Annotated in this window: 14 protein-coding genes; 7 read left to right on the top strand and 7 right to left on the bottom strand. The window is 71.6% G+C overall.

Annotation, left to right across the window (positions count from 1 at the left end):
• Positions 1-46: 46 nt before the first annotated feature.
• The 3 genes from QYS60_RS00810 to macS form a co-directional block, all read right to left on the bottom strand.
• Entirely contained in the window at positions 47-2,920 is a 2,874-nt protein-coding gene (locus tag QYS60_RS00810) for a BTAD domain-containing putative transcriptional regulator (RefSeq protein WP_289378667.1), read from the bottom strand.
• A 105-nt stretch (positions 2,921-3,025) separates the two neighbouring features.
• Positions 3,026-3,676, bottom strand: coding sequence for a LuxR C-terminal-related transcriptional regulator (locus tag QYS60_RS00805; RefSeq protein WP_371382186.1), 651 nt, complete (start codon positions 3,674-3,676; stop codon positions 3,026-3,028).
• 31 nt (positions 3,677-3,707) lie between these two features.
• Positions 3,708-4,907 (bottom strand): MacS family sensor histidine kinase, encoded by a 1,200-nt coding sequence (gene macS, locus QYS60_RS00800; protein WP_289378664.1) that lies wholly within the window; start codon positions 4,905-4,907, stop codon positions 3,708-3,710.
• A 168-nt stretch (positions 4,908-5,075) separates the two neighbouring features.
• On the opposite strand from macS, the gene QYS60_RS00795 reads away from it, so the two are divergent.
• From QYS60_RS00795 to QYS60_RS00775, 5 genes are all read left to right on the top strand, one after another.
• Positions 5,076-6,545 carry an adenylate/guanylate cyclase domain-containing protein gene (locus tag QYS60_RS00795; protein WP_289378679.1) on the top strand — a complete coding sequence of 490 codons (1,470 nt, stop codon included), beginning with the start codon at positions 5,076-5,078 and terminating at the stop codon, positions 6,543-6,545.
• A gap of 70 nt (positions 6,546-6,615) precedes the next feature.
• Complete coding sequence (locus QYS60_RS00790; protein ID WP_289378663.1) at positions 6,616-7,749, top strand: YbhN family protein; 1,134 nt, start codon at positions 6,616-6,618, stop codon at positions 7,747-7,749.
• A 111-nt stretch (positions 7,750-7,860) separates the two neighbouring features.
• Positions 7,861-8,418 carry a YceI family protein gene (locus QYS60_RS00785; protein WP_289378661.1) on the top strand — a complete coding sequence of 186 codons (558 nt, stop codon included), beginning with the start codon at positions 7,861-7,863 and terminating at the stop codon, positions 8,416-8,418.
• Between the two features lie 74 nt (positions 8,419-8,492).
• Positions 8,493-8,870 carry a DUF3054 domain-containing protein gene (locus QYS60_RS00780; protein ID WP_289378659.1) on the top strand — a complete coding sequence of 126 codons (378 nt, stop codon included), beginning with the start codon at positions 8,493-8,495 and terminating at the stop codon, positions 8,868-8,870.
• A gap of 93 nt (positions 8,871-8,963) precedes the next feature.
• Positions 8,964-10,430 carry a peptide MFS transporter gene (locus tag QYS60_RS00775; protein WP_289378658.1) on the top strand — a complete coding sequence of 489 codons (1,467 nt, stop codon included), beginning with the start codon at positions 8,964-8,966 and terminating at the stop codon, positions 10,428-10,430.
• Between the two features lie 79 nt (positions 10,431-10,509).
• Here the strand turns inward: QYS60_RS00775 and QYS60_RS00770 are convergent, their stop codons facing one another.
• The 3 genes from QYS60_RS00770 to QYS60_RS00760 all read right to left on the bottom strand — a co-directional run bounded on the left by QYS60_RS00770 (position 10,510) and on the right by QYS60_RS00760 (position 14,852).
• Positions 10,510-11,247 carry a sulfite exporter TauE/SafE family protein gene (locus QYS60_RS00770; RefSeq protein ID WP_371382147.1) on the bottom strand — a complete coding sequence of 246 codons (738 nt, stop codon included), beginning with the start codon at positions 11,245-11,247 and terminating at the stop codon, positions 10,510-10,512.
• Positions 11,248-11,301: 54 nt separating this feature from the next.
• Positions 11,302-12,978, bottom strand: coding sequence for an NTF2-like N-terminal transpeptidase domain-containing protein (locus QYS60_RS00765; RefSeq protein ID WP_289378656.1), 1,677 nt, complete (start codon positions 12,976-12,978; stop codon positions 11,302-11,304).
• Positions 12,979-13,061: 83 nt separating this feature from the next.
• On the bottom strand, positions 13,062-14,852 hold the full coding sequence (locus QYS60_RS00760) for a penicillin-binding transpeptidase domain-containing protein (RefSeq protein WP_289378655.1): 1,791 nt from the start codon (positions 14,850-14,852) through the stop codon (positions 13,062-13,064).
• Between the two features lie 232 nt (positions 14,853-15,084).
• Here QYS60_RS00760 and QYS60_RS00755 point away from each other — a divergent pair, with 232 nt between their 5' ends.
• Positions 15,085-16,620, top strand: a complete 1,536-nt coding sequence (locus QYS60_RS00755) for an ABC-F family ATP-binding cassette domain-containing protein (protein WP_371382146.1) — start codon at positions 15,085-15,087, stop codon at positions 16,618-16,620.
• Positions 16,617-17,438 (top strand): alpha/beta fold hydrolase, encoded by an 822-nt coding sequence (locus QYS60_RS00750; protein WP_371382145.1) that lies wholly within the window; start codon positions 16,617-16,619, stop codon positions 17,436-17,438. Before QYS60_RS00755 ends, QYS60_RS00750 begins: the two co-directional genes overlap by 4 nt.
• Here the strand turns inward: QYS60_RS00750 and QYS60_RS00745 are convergent.
• The gene (locus tag QYS60_RS00745; protein WP_054373583.1) at positions 17,435-17,833 is read right to left on the bottom strand and encodes a VOC family protein; all 399 of its coding nucleotides are present in this window, start codon (positions 17,831-17,833) and stop codon (positions 17,435-17,437) included. The two genes, QYS60_RS00750 and QYS60_RS00745, sit on opposite strands and share 4 nt — an antisense overlap.
• Positions 17,834-17,978 lie beyond the last annotated feature (145 nt).

The raw sequence follows: 17,978 nt of genomic DNA, 5'->3' as shown, positions 1-17,978 counted from the left end.
CTCGGAGGGGACGACTCGGGGTCCCCTCCAGGACAGCGAACGGGGCTTAGCTGCCGCTTAGCTCCGGCTGGGCACCGACGTGCCCCGTCCGGCACAGCCGGTCGAGCAGTGCGCTCACCTCCGCGCGGTCCAGGCCGGCGCCGAGACCGACGTACCGTTCGAACTCCGCGTCGCCGAGCGCATCGCGGACGACCGCCACCTCACGCGGGCCGTCGACGGGATCCATCACCTCGGGCAGGAAGCCGATGTGGCCACCGAGGGCACGGACCGCGCCGAGCAGCATCGCGCCGACGTCGGGTGTGCCGAGCCGGGCCACCAGGGCCGCGGCGCTGTGGACGAGTACCAGCCACGACGTCACGTCGCCCTCGGCTTCGAGCACCGGCTGCATCACCCGGACCGCGTCGAGCGCCGCATCCGTATCCCCCACGTCCATCGCTGTGCGCATGAGGGTCCACGACGCCGAGCCGACCGCCCAGCCGTGGCCGCAGCGCTCGCCCGTCTCCACGGCCTCCCGCAACACCTGCCGGGCCCGCTCGGGACGGCCGAGGAAGCGCAGGATCATCCCCTCGATGAGCAGCGCGTCGGCGCGCTGCCACACGGCGCCTTCCCGGCGCAGGACGTCGGCACTCTCGTGCGCTGCGTGCAGGGACTCCTCGGACGGTCCCGTGATCGCGGAACAGTAGGCCCACCAGGAGCGCATCCATGCCTCGGTGACGGCATCGCCGGTGCGCGCCGCGGTCTCGGCGGACCGGTGCAGCGCCGCCGCCGCGGCGGCCGGGTCGCCCGCCAGGTAGGTGAGTCCACCCAGACCGGTCAGCGCCGACGACAGCGTCGCATCCGGGACGACGGTGGCGGACCGCTCCACCGCTCCGAGCCCCGCCGAGATGACTCCGAGGCCCTCCCCGATGTGCCCGCGCCGGTACCAGAACCAGTAGAGCGCTCCGGCGAGCTCGAGCAGGTAGACGGCATCGCCGGCAGCTGCGGCGGACGCCGCCGCGGCGCGGTGCTCGGCGATGTCCGCGGTCAGCGCGTCGAACGTCTGCCGTGCCCGGGAACCGCGCAGGTGGGGCGTCGCCGCGAGGGCTCGTTGCAGCACGAACCGGCGGTGCACGACGGCGATCCGGTCCCGTTCGGACGCGTCCACACGTTCCAGGGCGAACTCCCGGATCGTCTGCAGCATCGAGTACCGCCGCGGCGACGACGCCGGTTCCACCCGCAACAGCGACCGTCGCACGAGTGCGGTCAGCGGCGGCAGGACGCTCAGCGGCGGCGCACTGCCGTGCACGGCGGCAGCGCCCTCGAGATCGAAGCTGCCCGCGAACACCGCCACCTCGCGCAGCAGCCGCGCCTGCTCGTCGTCGAGGAGCCGGTAGCTCCACTCGATCGCGTCGGCGAGTCCGCGTTGCCGGGGCGGAGCGGTGCGGGAGCCGCCCTGCAGCAACGCGAACCGGTCGCTCAGCCCCTCGGCGATCTGCTGCTCGGACAGCACCCGCAGTTGTGCCGCCGCCAGCTCGATCCCCAGCGGGATTCCGTCGAGCTCGGTGCAGATGCGGCGCACGGGTTCGGTCACCTCGTCGTGGATCGTCCAGCCCGGCACCACCCCGGCGGCGCGGACGCCGAACAGTTCGACGGCCGCGTCCTCGTCCAGCGGCGGCACCTCGTAGACCCACTCGCCGTCGATGCCGAGCGGCTCCCGGCTCGTCGCCAGGATCCGCACGCCCGGGCAGCGCTCGAGCAGCGCCGTCACCAGCTCCACGACCCCGTCGAGCAGGTGCTCACAGTTGTCCAGCACGAGGACGAACTCGCGGGGCGCGAGGACCGTCGCCAGATGGTCGACGGTCCCGGGGCCGAGGATCTGCAGGGCTGCCGCGACGGTCGCGGCGACCAGCGCATCGGTGCCCACCGCCCCCAGGTCCACGAACCACGGTCCGTCGGTGGGACGTTCACCGCCCTGGCGGCACACCTCCACCGCCAGCCGTGTCTTGCCGACCCCACCGGGGCCGACGAGCGTGACCAACGGTTCCCGGGCCAGCGCCGCGGCGACCTCCGCGAGTTCACGGTTGCGGGCGACGAGTGCAGTGCGTGGGGACGGCAGAGTGGAGTTCGTGTTCCGCGGGGCAGCGGCCGACGGCGGGATCACCGTGCCGAGCAGCCGGGCGTCGTCCTGCCGCAGCACCGCCGTTTCGAGTTCGCGCAGTCCGGTCCCCGGTTCGATGCCGAGTTCACCGTCGAGCACGGTGCGCACGCGGCGCAGCGCCGCCAGCGCGTCCGCCTGCCGGCCCGCCCGGTAGAGGGCGACGACGAGGAGTTCCCAGGCCCGTTCGTCGAGCGGATGCGCGGCGACGAGCCGCTCGGCGGTCTCGACGACGTCATCGGCGCCGCCCAGGTCCAGCCGGATCTGCAGCAGGGCCTTGCGGGTGCGCAACTCGACGGCCGTCAGCCGGGCGACCTCGGAGCGGACGAACTCGGCGTCGGCGACGTCGGCGTAGGGCGACCCTCGCCAGCACGACAGGGCGGTCGCGTACGCCTCGGCCGCGGCCTGAGCGGCACCTTGCTCGCGCAGCCGGTCGCCCCGTGCGACGAGGTCGGTGAACCGGACGGCATCGATCTGCTCGGCGGCGACGGCGAGCCGGTACCGCGAGCCCTCCCGGACGATCACCCCCTCGTCCCCACGTGGTCGCTGCGGGCTGAGCCGGTCGCGCAGCTTGGAGACGGCGAAGTGCAGTGAGCTCGTCTTCGGGTCGTCGACGTCGTGCCAGACCTGCTCGAGCAGCCGCTCGCCCGACACGTCGCCCGGGAACGCGACGACGAGCGCGGCGAGCAGGGCGCGCTGCCGGCTGCCACCGAGGTCGACGGGTCGTCCGTCGACGCTGACGGCGAAGCCTCCCAGTACGCCGAGCGCCACGCCAGCGATGGTCATCGGCGCTCCACCTTTCGATCGCCCAGCCTTTCGATCGAGCACGCCACTGCCGCAACCGGACTGCGGAAGCGGTCGAATTCTAGAGGATCGGCGGCGTCCGGTGAGCTAGTCCAGTCCTTGTTCGATCGCGTACCGGGTGAGCTCGACGCGGTTGGCCAGCTGCAGCTTGCGCAGCGTGGCCTGGACGTGGTTCTCCACCGTGCGGTGGCTGAGGGTGAGCCGGGCGGCGATCTGCTTGGCCGACAGTCCCTTCGCGACGAGCCGCAGCACCTCGGTCTCGCGTTCGGTGAGGGTGGGCGGGGCGGCTCGCCGGCCGGAGTCCGAGGACATGCGGCGGTACTCGCCGGAGGACATGCGCCGGTACTCGCCGAGGACCAGACCGGCCAGTCCGGGTGTGAACACCGCCTGCCCGGCAGCGGTCGCCCGCACGGCCTCGGCCAGCTCGGCGGCCGACGCGCTCTTGACCAGATACCCGGAGGCACCGGCCTTCACGGCCCCGAGGACGTCGTCACGCTCGGAGGACGCGGACAGCACGAGCACGCGACTGGCCGGGGCGGCCCCGAGCACGGCGACGGTGGCCTCGGTGCCGGTGCCGTCGGGCAGCGACATGTCCATCAGTACGACGGTCGGCTGCACCGCCGCGGCCCGGCGCGCGGCCGCACCGACGCCGTCGGCGGTGGCGACGACCCGGAAGCCGGCCGCCTCGAGGTCCCGCGAGACGCCGTCGCGCCACATCGGATGGTCGTCGACGACCATCACCGTGATCGGGCCGCTCGTCGCGCTGTCCTCACCCACCTCGTGCTCCCCTCTTCGGAACGCGGATCTCCCATTCGGTGCCCTCGCCGGGCGCGCTGTCGAGCACCGCGACGCCACCGAGCCACTGCGCGCGGCCGACGATCGACTTCGACACACCCATCCGGCCCTCGGCGCGGGCCTCGGCGAGCCGCCCCTCCGCGATGCCCTTCCCGTCGTCGCGGACACTGAGGATCACCTCGTCGCCGAGGTCCTCGACCAGCACGTAGGCCTTCGCGCCGGCACCCGCATGCAGCGTGGTGTTGGTCAGCGCCGTGGTGGCGACGGCCGCCAGTTCCGCGGCGCGGACGCGGTCGAGCAGGACCGGATCGGCGGGCGCGGAGACGGTGACGCCGGCACCGGCCTGGGCGCGCAGCAACGCACGCAGGTCCACCAGTTCGTCGCCGCGGTCGAGGCGGGTGCTCTGTTCCGAGACGAGCATCCGGAGGGCGGCCTCCTGTTCCCCGGCGAGCCGGGCGAGTTCGGCGGCCTCCCCGCCGAGAGCTGTGCCGCGGCGCCGCACCAGGGCCAGCACCTGCAGCACCCCGTCGTGCACCTCGCGGGCGAGCCGGTCGCGTTCCTCGGTGGCGGCCGCCACTCGCACGGCCTGTTCGAGCTGCCGGTGGGCGCGCCGGGCGGTGGTGGTGGCGAATCCCATCGCGACGCCGACCGCGACGAGGACGGGGGCAGTCGCGTCCCGCCACAGGTCGAGGTTGATCTGGTCGCGGACGACCGCGCTGACCGACGCCATCACCAGTGCGGACGCCACGCCGGCGACGGGACCACCGAGGATCGCGGCCGAGAGCACCGCGTTGGCGACCCAGAGGGTGGTGGGCAGCGTCTGGTGGGCGCTGTACCAGTCGTGGTCGGCGACGAGCCGCGTCGCGCCCATGAGCGCGACCGCGACGACCTGGTCGATCCCGACCACCACGGCGCGCCGGCCGACCCCCTGCGACAGCAGCACCGCCGACACCCCGGACCACACCGCCAGCAGCGCGACGAAAAACCAGCTGAGCTGCGGGGAGGTGTAGTGGGCGACGGTGGAGAACTGGGAGCTGACGGCGTAGACGACGGTGACGAGCCGGAACACCTGCGCGGCCCGCCACAGCGGCGCGTCGGGGTCGGCGCCGATCCGGTCCCGGGCGGGCACGGCGACGCGACGCGGCGGCCTGTCGTCGGCTCTGCGCCGGACCATGCGGACGGTCCCCTTCCCGGTCGGTCGTCGCGCCGAGGGTAACCGCCCGAAACGCCCGCATCACGACCATGGTGCACTGTGACGGTGGGCACAGTGGTTTGATTTGATGTCGTGTTGGGGTCCTATCGAGCCGTCGCGGCGACGTTGCGTAGTCGCTGGCCGCTCTACATGGCCTCGATGGGCGCGTCGAACCTGTTCGGCGCGCTGCTGGTGTTCGCGTTCGTCCGGTACGGCATCCCGCTGTCCGAGAACGAGAACATCATCGCGGACCGGGTCCGCAACTTCGCGGTGTTCGCGGTGTATCTGGTGTTCGCCGGGATCGTGAGCCTGACGGCGGCCGCCCTGATGCTGCGGGCGGTGGTGCGGTGGCAGCTGCGCGGCGGCCCCCCGACCCGGTCCGAGCAGATGTCCGCGCTGCACGCGCCGCTGCGGCAGGCGATCGTGCACCTGATCCTGTGGATCCTCGGCGGTGCGCTGTTCGTGTTCCTCACCGCGGAGGAGATGCCGGAGCTGGCGGTCGCGGTGGCGATCACCGTCGCGATGGCCGCCACCAGCACGTTCGGATTCACGTACATGCTGGGCGAGCGGATCCTGCGGCCGGTGGCAGCGCGGGCCCTGAGCGAGGGGGAGTTCGACCGGACCCTCGCGCCGGGTGTCGGTACGCGCCTCGCCATGACCTGGGGGCTCGGCACGCTGATGCCGGCCGGCGGCATCGCACTGCTGTGCGTCACGCAGCTGACCACCGACGTCGAGTTCCCGGCGGACGCGATGGCCTGGGCGGTGCTGGCGCTGTCGGTGATGGCGATCGGTCTGGCGGGGGTGCTGTCGTCGCTCACCGCGGCCCAGATCTCCGATCCGGTCAAGCAGCTGCGCTGGGCCATCGAGCGAGTCCAGCGCGGCGCGACGGACGTGCAGGTCGAGGTGTTCGACGGCAGCGAGATCGGACGCCTGCAGGTCGGCTTCAACCGGATGATGGCCGAGTCCGACGAGCGGCGGCGGCTGCGCCAGCTGTTCGGTCAGCACGTCGGCGAGGACGTGGCCCGCCGCGCCCTGCAGTACGGCACCGAGCTCGGCGGGGAGACCCGCTACGTCGCGGTGCTGTTCGTGGACATGGTCGGATCGACGGCGACGGCGGCCGAACGTCCGCCGGGCGAGGTCGTCGAGCTGCTCAACGAGTTCTTCCGGGTGGTGGTGGACGTCGTGGACCGGCACCACGGCTTCGTCAACAAGTTCATGGGCGACGCGGCGCTGGCGATCTTCGGCGCTCCGCTGGACCGGCCCGACGCACCCACCGCCGCGCTCGCGGCGGCCCGGGAACTGCGATTCGCGCTGGACGAGATCACCGACCTCGACATCGGCATCGGGGTCTCGGCCGGGCTGGCGGTGGCCGGCAACATCGGCGCGGCCGAGCGGTTCGAGTACACCGTCATCGGCGATCCGGTGAACGAGGCGTCGCGCCTGACCGAACTGGCGAAGCTGCGGCCGAGCCGGGTGCTCGCCTCGTCGAGCGCGTTGTACTTCGCCGACGACGAGGAACGGGCCCACTGGGAGCTCGGCGACGAGGTGCAACTCCGGGGCCGCCGCCGGGTGACGCATCTGGCCTGGCCGGTGCGGTACCCGGAATCGGGCCACGAGTGACGGGCGGCCGGGACGACCGGCGACGAAAAGGACGATCCGCCCGCCGGGCCGCTTGGCTACGCTGAATCCTGTGGCGCAGCCCCGACGTGATCCGCCAGCACCCGACGCCACGCGGCGCCGGGGTCGCTTCGGACGGGTGAAGTGGCTGCTCGCCGTGGCCCTGGTCGCACTGCTGGTGGTCGAGGGCATCTACCTGTGGCCGACGCTGGCCGACTCCTGGCGCGCCCTGACCGAACTGCACTGGGGCTGGCTGGCCGCCTGCATCCTCGCGCAGGCCCTGTCGCTGAGCGGCTTCGCGGAGGTGCAGCGCCGGCTGCTGCGAGCCGGGGAGGTCGTCGTCGGGCACGTGCGCTCGGCGTCGGTGATCTATGCGAGCACCGCGATGGCGGTGACGTTGCCGGCCGGTCCGGTGTTCTCCACCGCATTCACCTACCAGCAGACCCGGCGCTGGGGTGCGACGCCGGTGGTGGCGTCGTGGCAGCTGGCGGTCTCAGGAGTGATCGCGGCGGTGACGCTCGCGGCGGTCGGCGTGGGCGGCGCGTTCGCGGTCGGCACGCGGGTGAGCCCGGTGACGCTGGTCCTGTCGGTCGCCGGGGTGATCGCGCTGATCGTCGGGGTCCGGTACGTGTCCCGCAATCCGTCGTCCGTCGAGTCGGCCGGGGCGTGGGTTCTTGCGCGCGTCAACCGCCTGCTGCGCAAGCCGGCCGACACCGGGATGGAGAAGTTCGAGCAGATCCTCGGGCAGATCGAGGCGGTGCATTTGGGTCGGCGCGACGGGCTCGCCACGATCGGCTGGTCGGCCGTGCACCGGACCTTCGACGTCGCGTGTCTGGGGTTCGCGTGCTGGGCGGTGGGTGGGGAGCCGTCGCTGCCGGGACTGCTGATCGCCTTCGCGGCCGCCAAAGCGGTGGGGAGCATTCCGCTGGCGCCCGGCGGGCTGGGTTTCGTCGACGGCACGTTGATCGCCACGCTCACCGCGGCCGGGATGAGCGCCTCGCAGGCCCTCGCAGCGGTGTTCGTGTACCGAGGGGTCAGCTTCATCCTGGTCGCGCTGGTGGGGTGGACGGTGGTGGCTTTCAAGTTCCGGTCGGGCCGGCACGAGGAGAGCATCGACGCCGATCTCGAACGCGAGGAACACGCCCGTTCGGTGCTCGAACGACGTCGTGGCCGGGCCGCGAGCGAGGGCACCCCCGCGCCGGAGTGACGAGTGAGATCCACCTCACACCTCAAGTAGTTGCGGAATCAATCATTCGATGCGATCGTTGACTGCATCGAAGGTTGAAACTTCAACTAAAACTCGACCAGGAGGAGCCCCATGACCACCGCCACGACCGCCACCTTCCCCGGACTCACCGCCGGCACCTGGGTCATCGACTCGGTCCACTCCACGGTGGGCTTCACCGTCCGGCACCTCGTCGTCAGCAAGGTGCGCGGCACCTTCGGCGACTTCTCGGGCGCCGTGACCGTCGCCGAGGACGGCACCGCCGCCGTCGCCGCCGAGATCCAGGTCGCGTCCATCGACACCAGGAACGCCGACCGCGACGCCCACATCCGCTCCGCCGACTTCTTCGACGCCGAGCAGTTCCCCACCGCGACCTTCCGGTCCACCGGCGTGCGCACCGCCGGAAGCGACTACGTGGTCGACGGCGAGTTCACCCTCCACGGCGTCACCAAGCCAGTCGAACTGAAGCTCGAGTTCAACGGCGTGAATCCCGGGATGGGCCAGGGTCCGGTCGCGGGCTTCGAGGCCACCACCGTCCTCAACCGCAAGGACTTCGGCATCTCCATCGACATGCCGCTCGAGGGCGGCGGTGCCGTCGTCGGCGACAAGATCACCATCAACCTCGAGATCGAGGCCGGTCTGCAGGCCTGATCCCCGCCCCGCACAGCGAGCGCTCTCCCGTCCCGGAGGGCGCTCGCTGTCGTCGTCGACCTACGCTGGACGTCGTGAAGAAGTACGCACCGGCCCTGATCGACGTCGTCCTGGTCATCGTGTTCGCCGCGCTCGGACGCGCGAGCCACGACGAGGGGGGCGGCCTGGCGGGACTCGCCAACACGGCATGGCCGTTCCTGGCCGGCCTGACCGCGGGATGGATCGCGACGGCGGCTCTCTACAAGGAGAAGTTCGACCCGTGGCTGGTCGTCCCGACCGGCGTGCTCGCCTGGCTGTGCACCGTGGTCGTCGGGATGCTGCTGCGCGTCGTCACCGGCCAGGGCACCGCCGGGTCGTTCATCGTCGTCGCATCGATCGTGCTCGCGGTGTTCCTGCTCGGCTGGCGCCTGCTGGCCGGCCTCTGGCTGCGCCGGCGCGTCGACGCCGCCTGACCGTTCCGCCCTGCAGTGGCCGTACTGCGCATATCGGACGGAGTGCGGGGCGGACGGCATCCGGAAGGCCGGCGCTGTGCGAGAGTGACAACCATGAGCGAGACCGCGCCGCCTCCCGAACGGACCCGGGAACGAACCTTCTTCGGCCAGCCGTTCGCCCTGGCCAACCTGTTCGGTGTCGAGATGTGGGAGCGATTCTCCTTCTACGGCATGCAGGGCATCCTGATCTACTACCTGTACTACTCCGCCGCCGACGGCGGACTGGGGATCAGCGAGCTGGCTGCCACGTCGATCGTCGGCGCGTACGGCGGCACGGTCTACCTGTCGACGATCCTCGGCGCCTGGATCGCGGACCGGCTGCTCGGTTCCGAGCGCACACTGTTCTACAGCGCGATCCTCATCATGCTCGGCCACATCTCCCTGGCGCTGCTACCCGGACTGGCCGGCGTGGCCGTCGGCCTGGTGTTGGTCGCGGTCGGCAGCGGCGGCCTCAAAGCGAATGCGACGTCGCTCGTCGGCGATCTGTACGACGAGCAGGACACCCGTCGCGACGCCGGGTTCTCCATCTTCTACATGGGTATCAACATCGGAGCGCTGATCGGCCCGCTGCTCACCGGCTGGGCCCAGACCGAGCTGGGCTTCCACTACGGTTTCGGGCTGGCCGCGATCGGGATGGCGCTCGGACTGCTCCAGTACACCCTCGGCCGCAAGCACCTGCGCGGGATCGGCGCCACGCCCCCGCACCCGCTGCCCGCCACCCAGCGGGTCCGCGCCGCCGGCATCGCCCTCGTCGTGCTCGCCCTGATCGCGGTGTTGTTCGCGACCGGACTGGTCACCGTCGACAACCTGTCCGATGTCGTGGTCGGCACGATCGTCGCGGCGTCCGTCGTGTACTTCGTCGTGATCCTGTCCAGCCGCCAGATCACCCCGGTCGAACGCAGCCGCGTGGTCAGCTTCATCCCGATGTTCCTGGCCAGCGCGGCCTTCTGGTCGCTGTTCCAGCAGCAGTTCACCACCGTCGCGGTCTACGCGGACAAACGCCTCGACCGCAACCTGTTCGGCTGGGACTTCCCGCCGGCATGGGTGCAGTCGATCAACCCCGTGTTCATCATCGTGTTCGCCGGTGTGTTCGCCGCGCTGTGGACCCGGCTCGGGCCCCGGCAGCCGTCGTCGCCGGCGAAGTTCGCGATGGGCACGATGCTCATGGGCGTCGCGTTCCTGTGCTTCATCCCGATGTCCGGCGGCGGCCCCAACAGCGCTCCCGTGCTCGGTCTCGCCGGCATCCTGCTGCTGTTCACGTTCGCCGAGCTGCTGCTCTCCCCTGTCGGGTTGTCCCTCGCGACGAAGCTCGCCCCGCGCAACTTCCACACCCAGATGGTGGCGCTGTTCTTCCTGTCCGTGGCGCTCGGCACGGCGATGGCCGGCACGCTCGCGAAGTACTACGACGAGGCGAACGAGAAGCCGTACTTCGCGTGGGTCGGTTTCGGCTCGATCGCGATCGGCGTCGTGCTGGCGCTGCTCTCGCCCTGGATCCGGCGGAAGATGCAGGGGGTCCACTGACCCGGCGGTGTCAACGACCCGGGAGCGTCCCCGACCCGGGAGCGTCACCGACCCGGCGGTGTGCACGGGCGCGGCGGACTCATCGGACGGCCAGCCACACCGCCAGCCCTAAGCCGGCGAGTGCGACCGACACCCGCAGCACGTCGGGCGGGATCCGCCGGACCACGGGCGGTCCGCACCACCCGCCTGCGACGGCCCCCAGCGCCATCGCCGCGGCCGCGCCCCAGTGCACCGGGCCGAATGCGGCGAACCCGATCGCCGCGACGAGGTTGGCCACCCCGAGCAGGAAGCTCTTGAGGATGGTGGCACGCCAGATGTGCTCGGAGGTGCAGATCAGGGTCACGGCGAGGAAGACGACGCCCGCCCCGGCCCCGAAGTAGCCCCCGTACACGGCGACGACGAACAGCAACGCCGAGTACGATCCCGGCAGATCCCGGCCGCCGGCCAGGGCACGGATCCGCGGCTGGAGCAGCAGCGCGAGAGCCGCGAACGCCACCATGTAGGGCACCACGGCCTCGAACGATCCGGCCGGCGCCCACAGCAGCACGACGGCGCCGACGAGGCCGCCGAGCGCCGAGTACGCAGTCCACCGCCACAGCCGTGGTCCGGTGTCGACGACCTCACGGGTCGAGTTGGCCAGCGCCCCCACACCGACCCCCACCATCGCGACGGTGTTGGTGACGTTGGCGGCGACGGGTGGCAGCCCCACGGCGAGCAGTGCCGGGTACGACACGATGGACGCGAGGCCGGTGACGAACCCGACGAGCCCGGCGAAGAACCCCGCGACCGCGAGCAGCAGCAGGTCGACAGGGGTCACGAGCGACAAACGTACCCGGGTCCGCTTCGAGGGAACCGTCGAGGTCCGCGGCGGTCAGCCGTCGGCAGGCGGCTTGGCGAGCTCCCGGAGGAACATGTCGGCCATCTTCACCGCACGGTCGCCGCCGTCGGCGTTGGCGACGAACACCGCGAAGGCCAGATCGCCGGTGTATCCGTAGAACCATCGGTCGTCGCCGCTCGCGGCTGCGATGCCGGCCAGACCCGGATGGCCCTTCAACAGCGATGCGGGGCCGCTGCGCACGTTCTCGGCCATCGCGGCGCGCAGCGCGTCGGTCACCTGCGGTGGCAGCGGTTCGACGGCCTCGTCGACCTTCGCCGACCTGCCCTGCACGATCGCCGGCAGCGGCGCTTCACCCCGCACGACGGACGCGGCGAGCAGCGCGGCACCGAACGGGCTGAGCAGCGCCTCACTGCCGCCGTCCGATCCGGAGAACTGCACCACGCCCGACCGGTTGTCCCCAATCTGCGCGGTCTCGAAGTCGAACCCCGGAACGTCGTAGTCGAGTCCGAGCCCGAGCCGGCGGGCGGTGGCGGCCAGATCGTCGGTGCTCACCGAGACCGGGTCGACGCCGCGGTCGAGACCTGCGGCCAGGCGCACCGGATCCAGCGTTTGTCCGGCCGGGTACAGCCCGCGCGAGGCGACCGGTCCGAGTTCCATCGCCCAGTTGTTCACGTCCAGGGCCAGGACACCGCCGGTGGACGGCTGGATCGCCACGATCGCCGCGGGGGTACCCACGCTGACCACGGCTTCCTTGGCGGCGAGCTGGACGTGCGAATCGAGGGTCGCCTGCAGGTCCGGCGGCGGCGGGCCCTGGAAGCCGGCGAGCTGCACGGGGTCGGCGCCGGGTTCTTCGAGAGTGACGGCCCAGCCGGCGGTGGCGTCGCGTTCGAGCTGCCAGGCCGCGCGCAGCGGGTCGAGCAGAGGAGTGGAGATCCGCCGGTCCGCGCTGATCAGGGTCGGTGTCTTGACCACCACGACGCCCGGGATGGGCACGATCTCGTCCTCGAGGAACTGGTAGTCCTGGTCGCGCAGCTTCACCGCGGTGATGCGCGCGCCCGGGTCGGCCGCGAGGTTACGCTGCAGCAGGTCGGCGGTGATGACCGGGGCGACCGGTTCGAGCACCTTCGCCAGCCGGGTCGTGGTGTCGACCGGGTCGGACGTGAGGGCAGGGTCGACGACGACGGCATTGATGGTCTGCTCGGCCATGAGCAACCGACCGGTGCGGTCGAAGATCTTCGGCGGGGCGGCGTCGGTGCGCACGTGGTGCACGGTGCGGGTCCGGTTCAGCTCGGGCACCAGCACCTGCGGGTCCCAGGAGATCCGCCAGCCGACGGCGAGGTTCTTCGCCACGCCGTCCACCTGGTATCCCCAGTCCTTGCCGGGCCCGAAATTCCAGTCGGCTCCCAGGGAGAAGAAGCCCGTCTGCTCGTTGAGTTCGACGAACTGGGCGACGTCGAACTCGACGTCGCCGTCCTTCATGCCCTCGAACATCTGGCGGATCGACGCCTCGGCGGCGTTCGGGTACGAGGTGAGGGCGGCCGCGCCGGCGGCGTCTTGTTCGTTCAGTTCCGCGACGAAGTCGTCGACGAGTCGCTGCGCGTCGCTCCGGGGGTCGTCGAACACACACGAGGCCATGCCCGCGGCGAGAACCACGACGGAGACCAGGGCTGTCACGCGGCCGCGCATCGTGCGCCAGTCCCGAAAACCCATAACGACCAACCTTCACTTCTGTCACTTCAGTAACAATCACGCCCTGCCTACGATGCGATCACGATTGCGCCTCGAACCGCGCCTCACCCCCTCACCAGGCGTCCCGCCACGTCCACTGCCGGTGCCGAACTACCCGCTCCCGCAACGAAAACCGCGAACGCGAGGTCTTCCTGCGAGCCGACGAACCACCCGTGGGCACCGGTGCCATCACCGTACTCCGCCGTCCCCGTCTTACCGACGAGTTCGGGGATGTCCCGCAGCACACTCGCGGTTCCACCCGTGACAGTCTCCCGCATCATCGTCCGTAACGCGGCAGTGACCTCCTCCGGCGCGGCGCCGGGCGCACGATCGGCCACCGCCGGCCGGCCCTCCACGAGCATCGGCAACGGAGTCGACCCGTGCGCGATGGACGCCGCCACGAGTGCCATCCCGAACGGAGACGCCGTCACCCGGCCCTGGCCGATCGCGGACTCGACGCGCTCCGCCGGCGTCTGCGCCTCGGGCACGCTGCCGGTGACCGTGACCAGCCCGGGCGTGACGTAGTCGACCCCGAGCCCGAACTGCGCGGCCGCATCGGTGAGCGCGGTCGCCGGCAGGCCGACGGCGAGCCGGCCCATCGTGGTGTTGCACGAGAAGGCGAAGGCCGTGTGCAACGGCACGGAGCCGAGGTCGAAACTGTCGTCGTTGGGGATGACGCGGCCCTCGATGTTCGCCGTCCCGGGGCACGGCACCACCATGTCGGGGGTTGCGGCCCCGGCCTGCAGCGCGGCCGAGGTGGTGACGGTCTTGAACGTCGAGCCGGGCGGATACAGCCCGGTCAGGGCGAGCGGCCCCTCGGCGTCTGCGGCGGCGTTCTGCGCCACCGCCCGCACCGCCCCGGTGGACGGTTCGATCGCGACGATCACCGCCGGTTGCTGCAGTGGCGCCAGGACCGCCTCGGCACGTGTCTGCAGGTCCAGGTCGAACGTGGTCTGCAGGTCCGGTGCCGGCGGACCGTCGGCTCCGGCGACGCGGCGCGTGGTGCCGTCCCCGGACACGAGCCGCACGGCCCATCCGGCGGACGCGTCCTGGCCCTCCTGCCACAGCTCTCCCAGCCCGGACAGCACCGGCGAGGCCAGGGCGCGGTCGACCGTCAGCAACCGGGTCTGCCGGACGAGGCTCACTCCGGGCAGCGCGGCGAGCTGAGCTTCGATCGGCGCGAGGTCCGCCTCCCGGAGGGTCACCGCCGTCACGGGCTTGCCCGCGGCGGCGGCGACGTCGGCGGCGAGCGATGGCGGGGTGACGGTGGGCGCCGCCGTGGCGAGCAACGGCGCGACGGCCGCCGGGTCGGCGGTGGCGTCGAGGTTCACCAGCGTCACCACCTGTTGTTCGAGGATCGGCTGCCCGCGGCGGTCGAGCACCGACGGCGCCGGACCCGTCGTCGTCGTGTAGCTCAGGGTGGCGTCGGCGGTCAGGTCCGGGGCGAGCAGCGCCGGGTCCCACTCGATGCGCCAGCCCTGCGGGTCGAGGTCGACCGCACTGCCGGACGTGCGGTACGCCCAGTCCTGCCCTTCGCCGAAGGTCCACGCGACGTCGAGGTCGAACGTGCCCGCATCACTCGTGCCGGCGAGGTTCACGTCGGGGCGGACCGTGCCGGAACCGTCGACGCCGAGACCGTCGAACACGTCGCCGATCGTGGTGGCTGCCGCCGCGGGGTCGGTGGTGAGTTCCGCCGCGGCCTGCACGTCACCGGCCTCGAGCGCCGCCGCGAACTCGCCCACGACGGTCTCGGGCTGGTCGGGACCGAAGGAGCACCCGGCGGCCGCGAGCGCGGCGACGACGGTCGTCAGGAGCGGAACCGGTCGGCGTCGAAGGATGGGCACGACCACGATCATGCCCGAATCCGGACGGTGCCGTCGTGCACGACCGGAGCGCGTGCCGTACAGGCGGCACGTTGTGACGCAGGCCGCGGTGACGGAAAACCGGTTGCCGCTGCGCGCTCATCGCTCTACCGTGGATTCTCGTCACGTTCCCGTCGATCGGAGAAGGCCGTTGCTCCTGTAGAGGTTTCGCCCGCCGCGCCGCACCCTGCGCGCGGTATGTCGTCACCTACTGCCGGGAGCAGCCATGTCACACCCTTCCCCGACGCTGTCGGACCTCACCTTCACCTGGCCGGACGGCACTGTCGTGTTCGACGGTCTCGGCACGACCCTCCCGGCCGGGCGCACCGGACTCGTCGGACGCAACGGGTCCGGCAAATCGACTCTGCTGCACATCATGTCGGGCGAACTGTCGCCGACCCGCGGCTCCGTCACGATGCGTGGCCGGGTCTCGCTGCTGCCGCAGGACATCGTGCTCGACCCGCACCGCACCGTCGACGCCGTCCTCGGCATCGACGGCGTGCGTGCGGCGCTGCGGCGCATCGAGTCCGGCTCGACCGCCGCCCACGACTTCGACACCGTCGGCGAACGCTGGGACGTCGAGGAGCGCGCCCTGGCCACCCTGCACCACCTCGGCCTCGACCGAATCGTCGGATCCCCCAGCGACTTCGATCGCACCGTCGGCACCCTCTCCGGCGGCGAGACCGTCCTGCTGGCACTCACGGCCCGGCTGCTCGACGAGCCGGACGTCCTGCTGCTCGACGAGCCGACGAACAACCTGGATCCGGCGGCCCGCGCGCGGCTGTACGACGTGCTGCGGGAGTTCCCCGGGACCCTCGTCGTCGCGACCCACGACCGTGACCTGCTCGAGCGGGTCGACACCGTCGCCGAGGTGCGCGACGGGCGGCTGCGGCTGTTCGGCGGCAACTACAGCGAGTACGAACGCATCGTCGCGGCCGAACAGGAAGCCGCGCTGGCCGCGGTGCGCGACGCCCGGGCGGACGTGCGCCGGCAGGCACGCGAACTGAGCGACTCGCACATCAAGCTCGCCCGGCGAGAGCGCTACGGCCGCAAGATGTTCGAGAACAAGCGGGAGCCGAAGATCGTGATGGGGGCCCGCAAACGGCAGGCTCAGGAGTCGGCGGGCCGGCTGCGGCGCGAACACGAGGGCAAGCTCGCCGGCGCGCGCGAGACCCTCGAGCGGGCCCAGGACAGCGTGCGCGACGACCGGGAGATCCGGGTGGACCTGCCGGAGACGGAGGTGCACCCCGGGGCGCGCGTCGCCGAGGGGCCCCTCGAGATCGTCGGTCCCGAGCGGATCGCGCTGCGCGGCGCCAACGGTTCGGGCAAGACGACGCTGCTGCGCGCGGTCGTCGCAGCCGGCCCCCGGGTGCCGTTCGCGGTGCTGCCGCAGCGGCTGGACATCTTCGACGAGTCGCTGTCGGTGGCGGACAACGTCGCGCTGCGTGCCCCGCACATGTCGTCGCAGCAGGTCCGGGCACTGCTCGCCCGGTTCCTGTTCCGCGGCGCCGACGCGGACGTGCCGGCGGCCGTCCTCTCGGGCGGCGAGCGCCTGAGGGCGGCGCTGGCGACGTTGCTCGCGGCGGATCCGGCGCCGCGGCTGCTGCTCCTCGACGAGCCGACCAACAATCTGGACCTGCCCGGCCTCACGCACCTGGTGCAGGCGCTGCGCGCGTACCGGGGTGCCCTCGTCGTGGTCAGCCACGACGAGCGGTTCCTGTCCGACATCGGCGTGACCCGGTCGGTCAGACTGGAGCGGTGAGCCATGCGATCAACCCTGTCGACGGAACCCGCATCGCCTTCTCGGTGATCGACTCCGACGCCGGCGCCGGCAGCCCGTCGCTGCTGCTCGCGCACGGCAGCGCCCTGTCGTCCGCCATCTGGCGGGGATTCGGGTACGTGCGTCCCCTGCGGGAGCGGTACCGGCTCATCCTGCCCGACCTGCGCGGACACGGCCGCAGCGACAAACCCGACGTCCCGGACGCCTACGCGATGGACCTGATCGTCGACGACGTGCTGGCGGTGCTGGACGCCGCCGGCACCGACCGCGTGCACTATCTCGGATACTCGTTCGGAGCCCGGGTCGGCCTGTCGCTGGCGGTACGTGACACCGGCCGGCTACGGACGCTCACCGTGGGCGGGGGCAGCGCACGTGCGCAGACCGGGACGTTCGATCGGCTGTTCTTCCCGGGGTGCGCCGACGTGCTCGGCCACTACGGGGTCGAGGGGTTCCTCGAGGCGTGGGCGGAACACCTCGGTTCACCCGTCGACGCGGCGACACAGGCCGCGTTCCGGGCGAACGACGCCGCCGCCCTCGCCGCGTACATGCGGCGGTCGGATCGCGAACCCGGGATCGACGACGCTGCCCTCGCCGCGCTGGACGTGCCGACGCTGGCGTTCGTCGGTTCGGAGGACGGCGAACGGATCGACGACACCCGGGAGTTGTCGCGGACGATTCCCGGTGCCCTACTCGCCGTCATCCGGGGGTACGACCACGCGACGACGATCGCGGCGGCGCCGGAGGTACTGTCCGTGATCGAACCGTTCCTCGCGGCGCACGCCGGCGAATCGTCCGGCTAGCTCACCGAGGACGGCTCGCCCACCCATTGCACGAGCTGGTAGACGATGCCGTTCGGGTCGCGCATCTGGAAGTACCGCTCGCCCCACGGCTCGGTCTCGATCGGGGTGACGATCGGTACCCCTTCGGCACGCAGGCGTTCGTACTCGTCGTCGATCGCGTCGACGACGAAGGCGACGAGCATCCCCTGCCCCGCGTCGCCGGCGACGCTCGCGGGCTTGAAGCTGCCGAGGCCGGTGCGCAGGAAGACGAGGTTGAAGCCGGCATCCTCGCGGGTGAGGGAGACGAACCCGTCCGCGGCCATCGCTTCGGTGAACCCGAGATGGCGGGTTGCGAAGTCGGCCGACGCGGCCACGTCGGGAACGTTGAGGGACAAGGCACTGGCAGTGATCTGCACTGTGAACTCCTTCCGGTTGCACGACTGCGAACGTCCGGTAGGCGCATCCGGTTCCCGCGCCCCGCTGCGTGGGTGCGGCCGAATGTCACATCGGTTCGATGTGATCGAAGGGATGTCACATTCGGCCCCCAAGGGGGTGTTGTCC

This window comes from Rhodococcus sp. GXMU-t2271 (assembly GCF_041414735.1).
In the GTDB taxonomy this organism is placed as follows: Bacteria; Actinomycetota; Actinomycetes; order Mycobacteriales; family Mycobacteriaceae; genus Rhodococcus; species Rhodococcus indonesiensis.
Note: the sequence above shows the minus strand (reverse complement) of the source record. Positions and strands in the feature narration are given on the sequence as shown.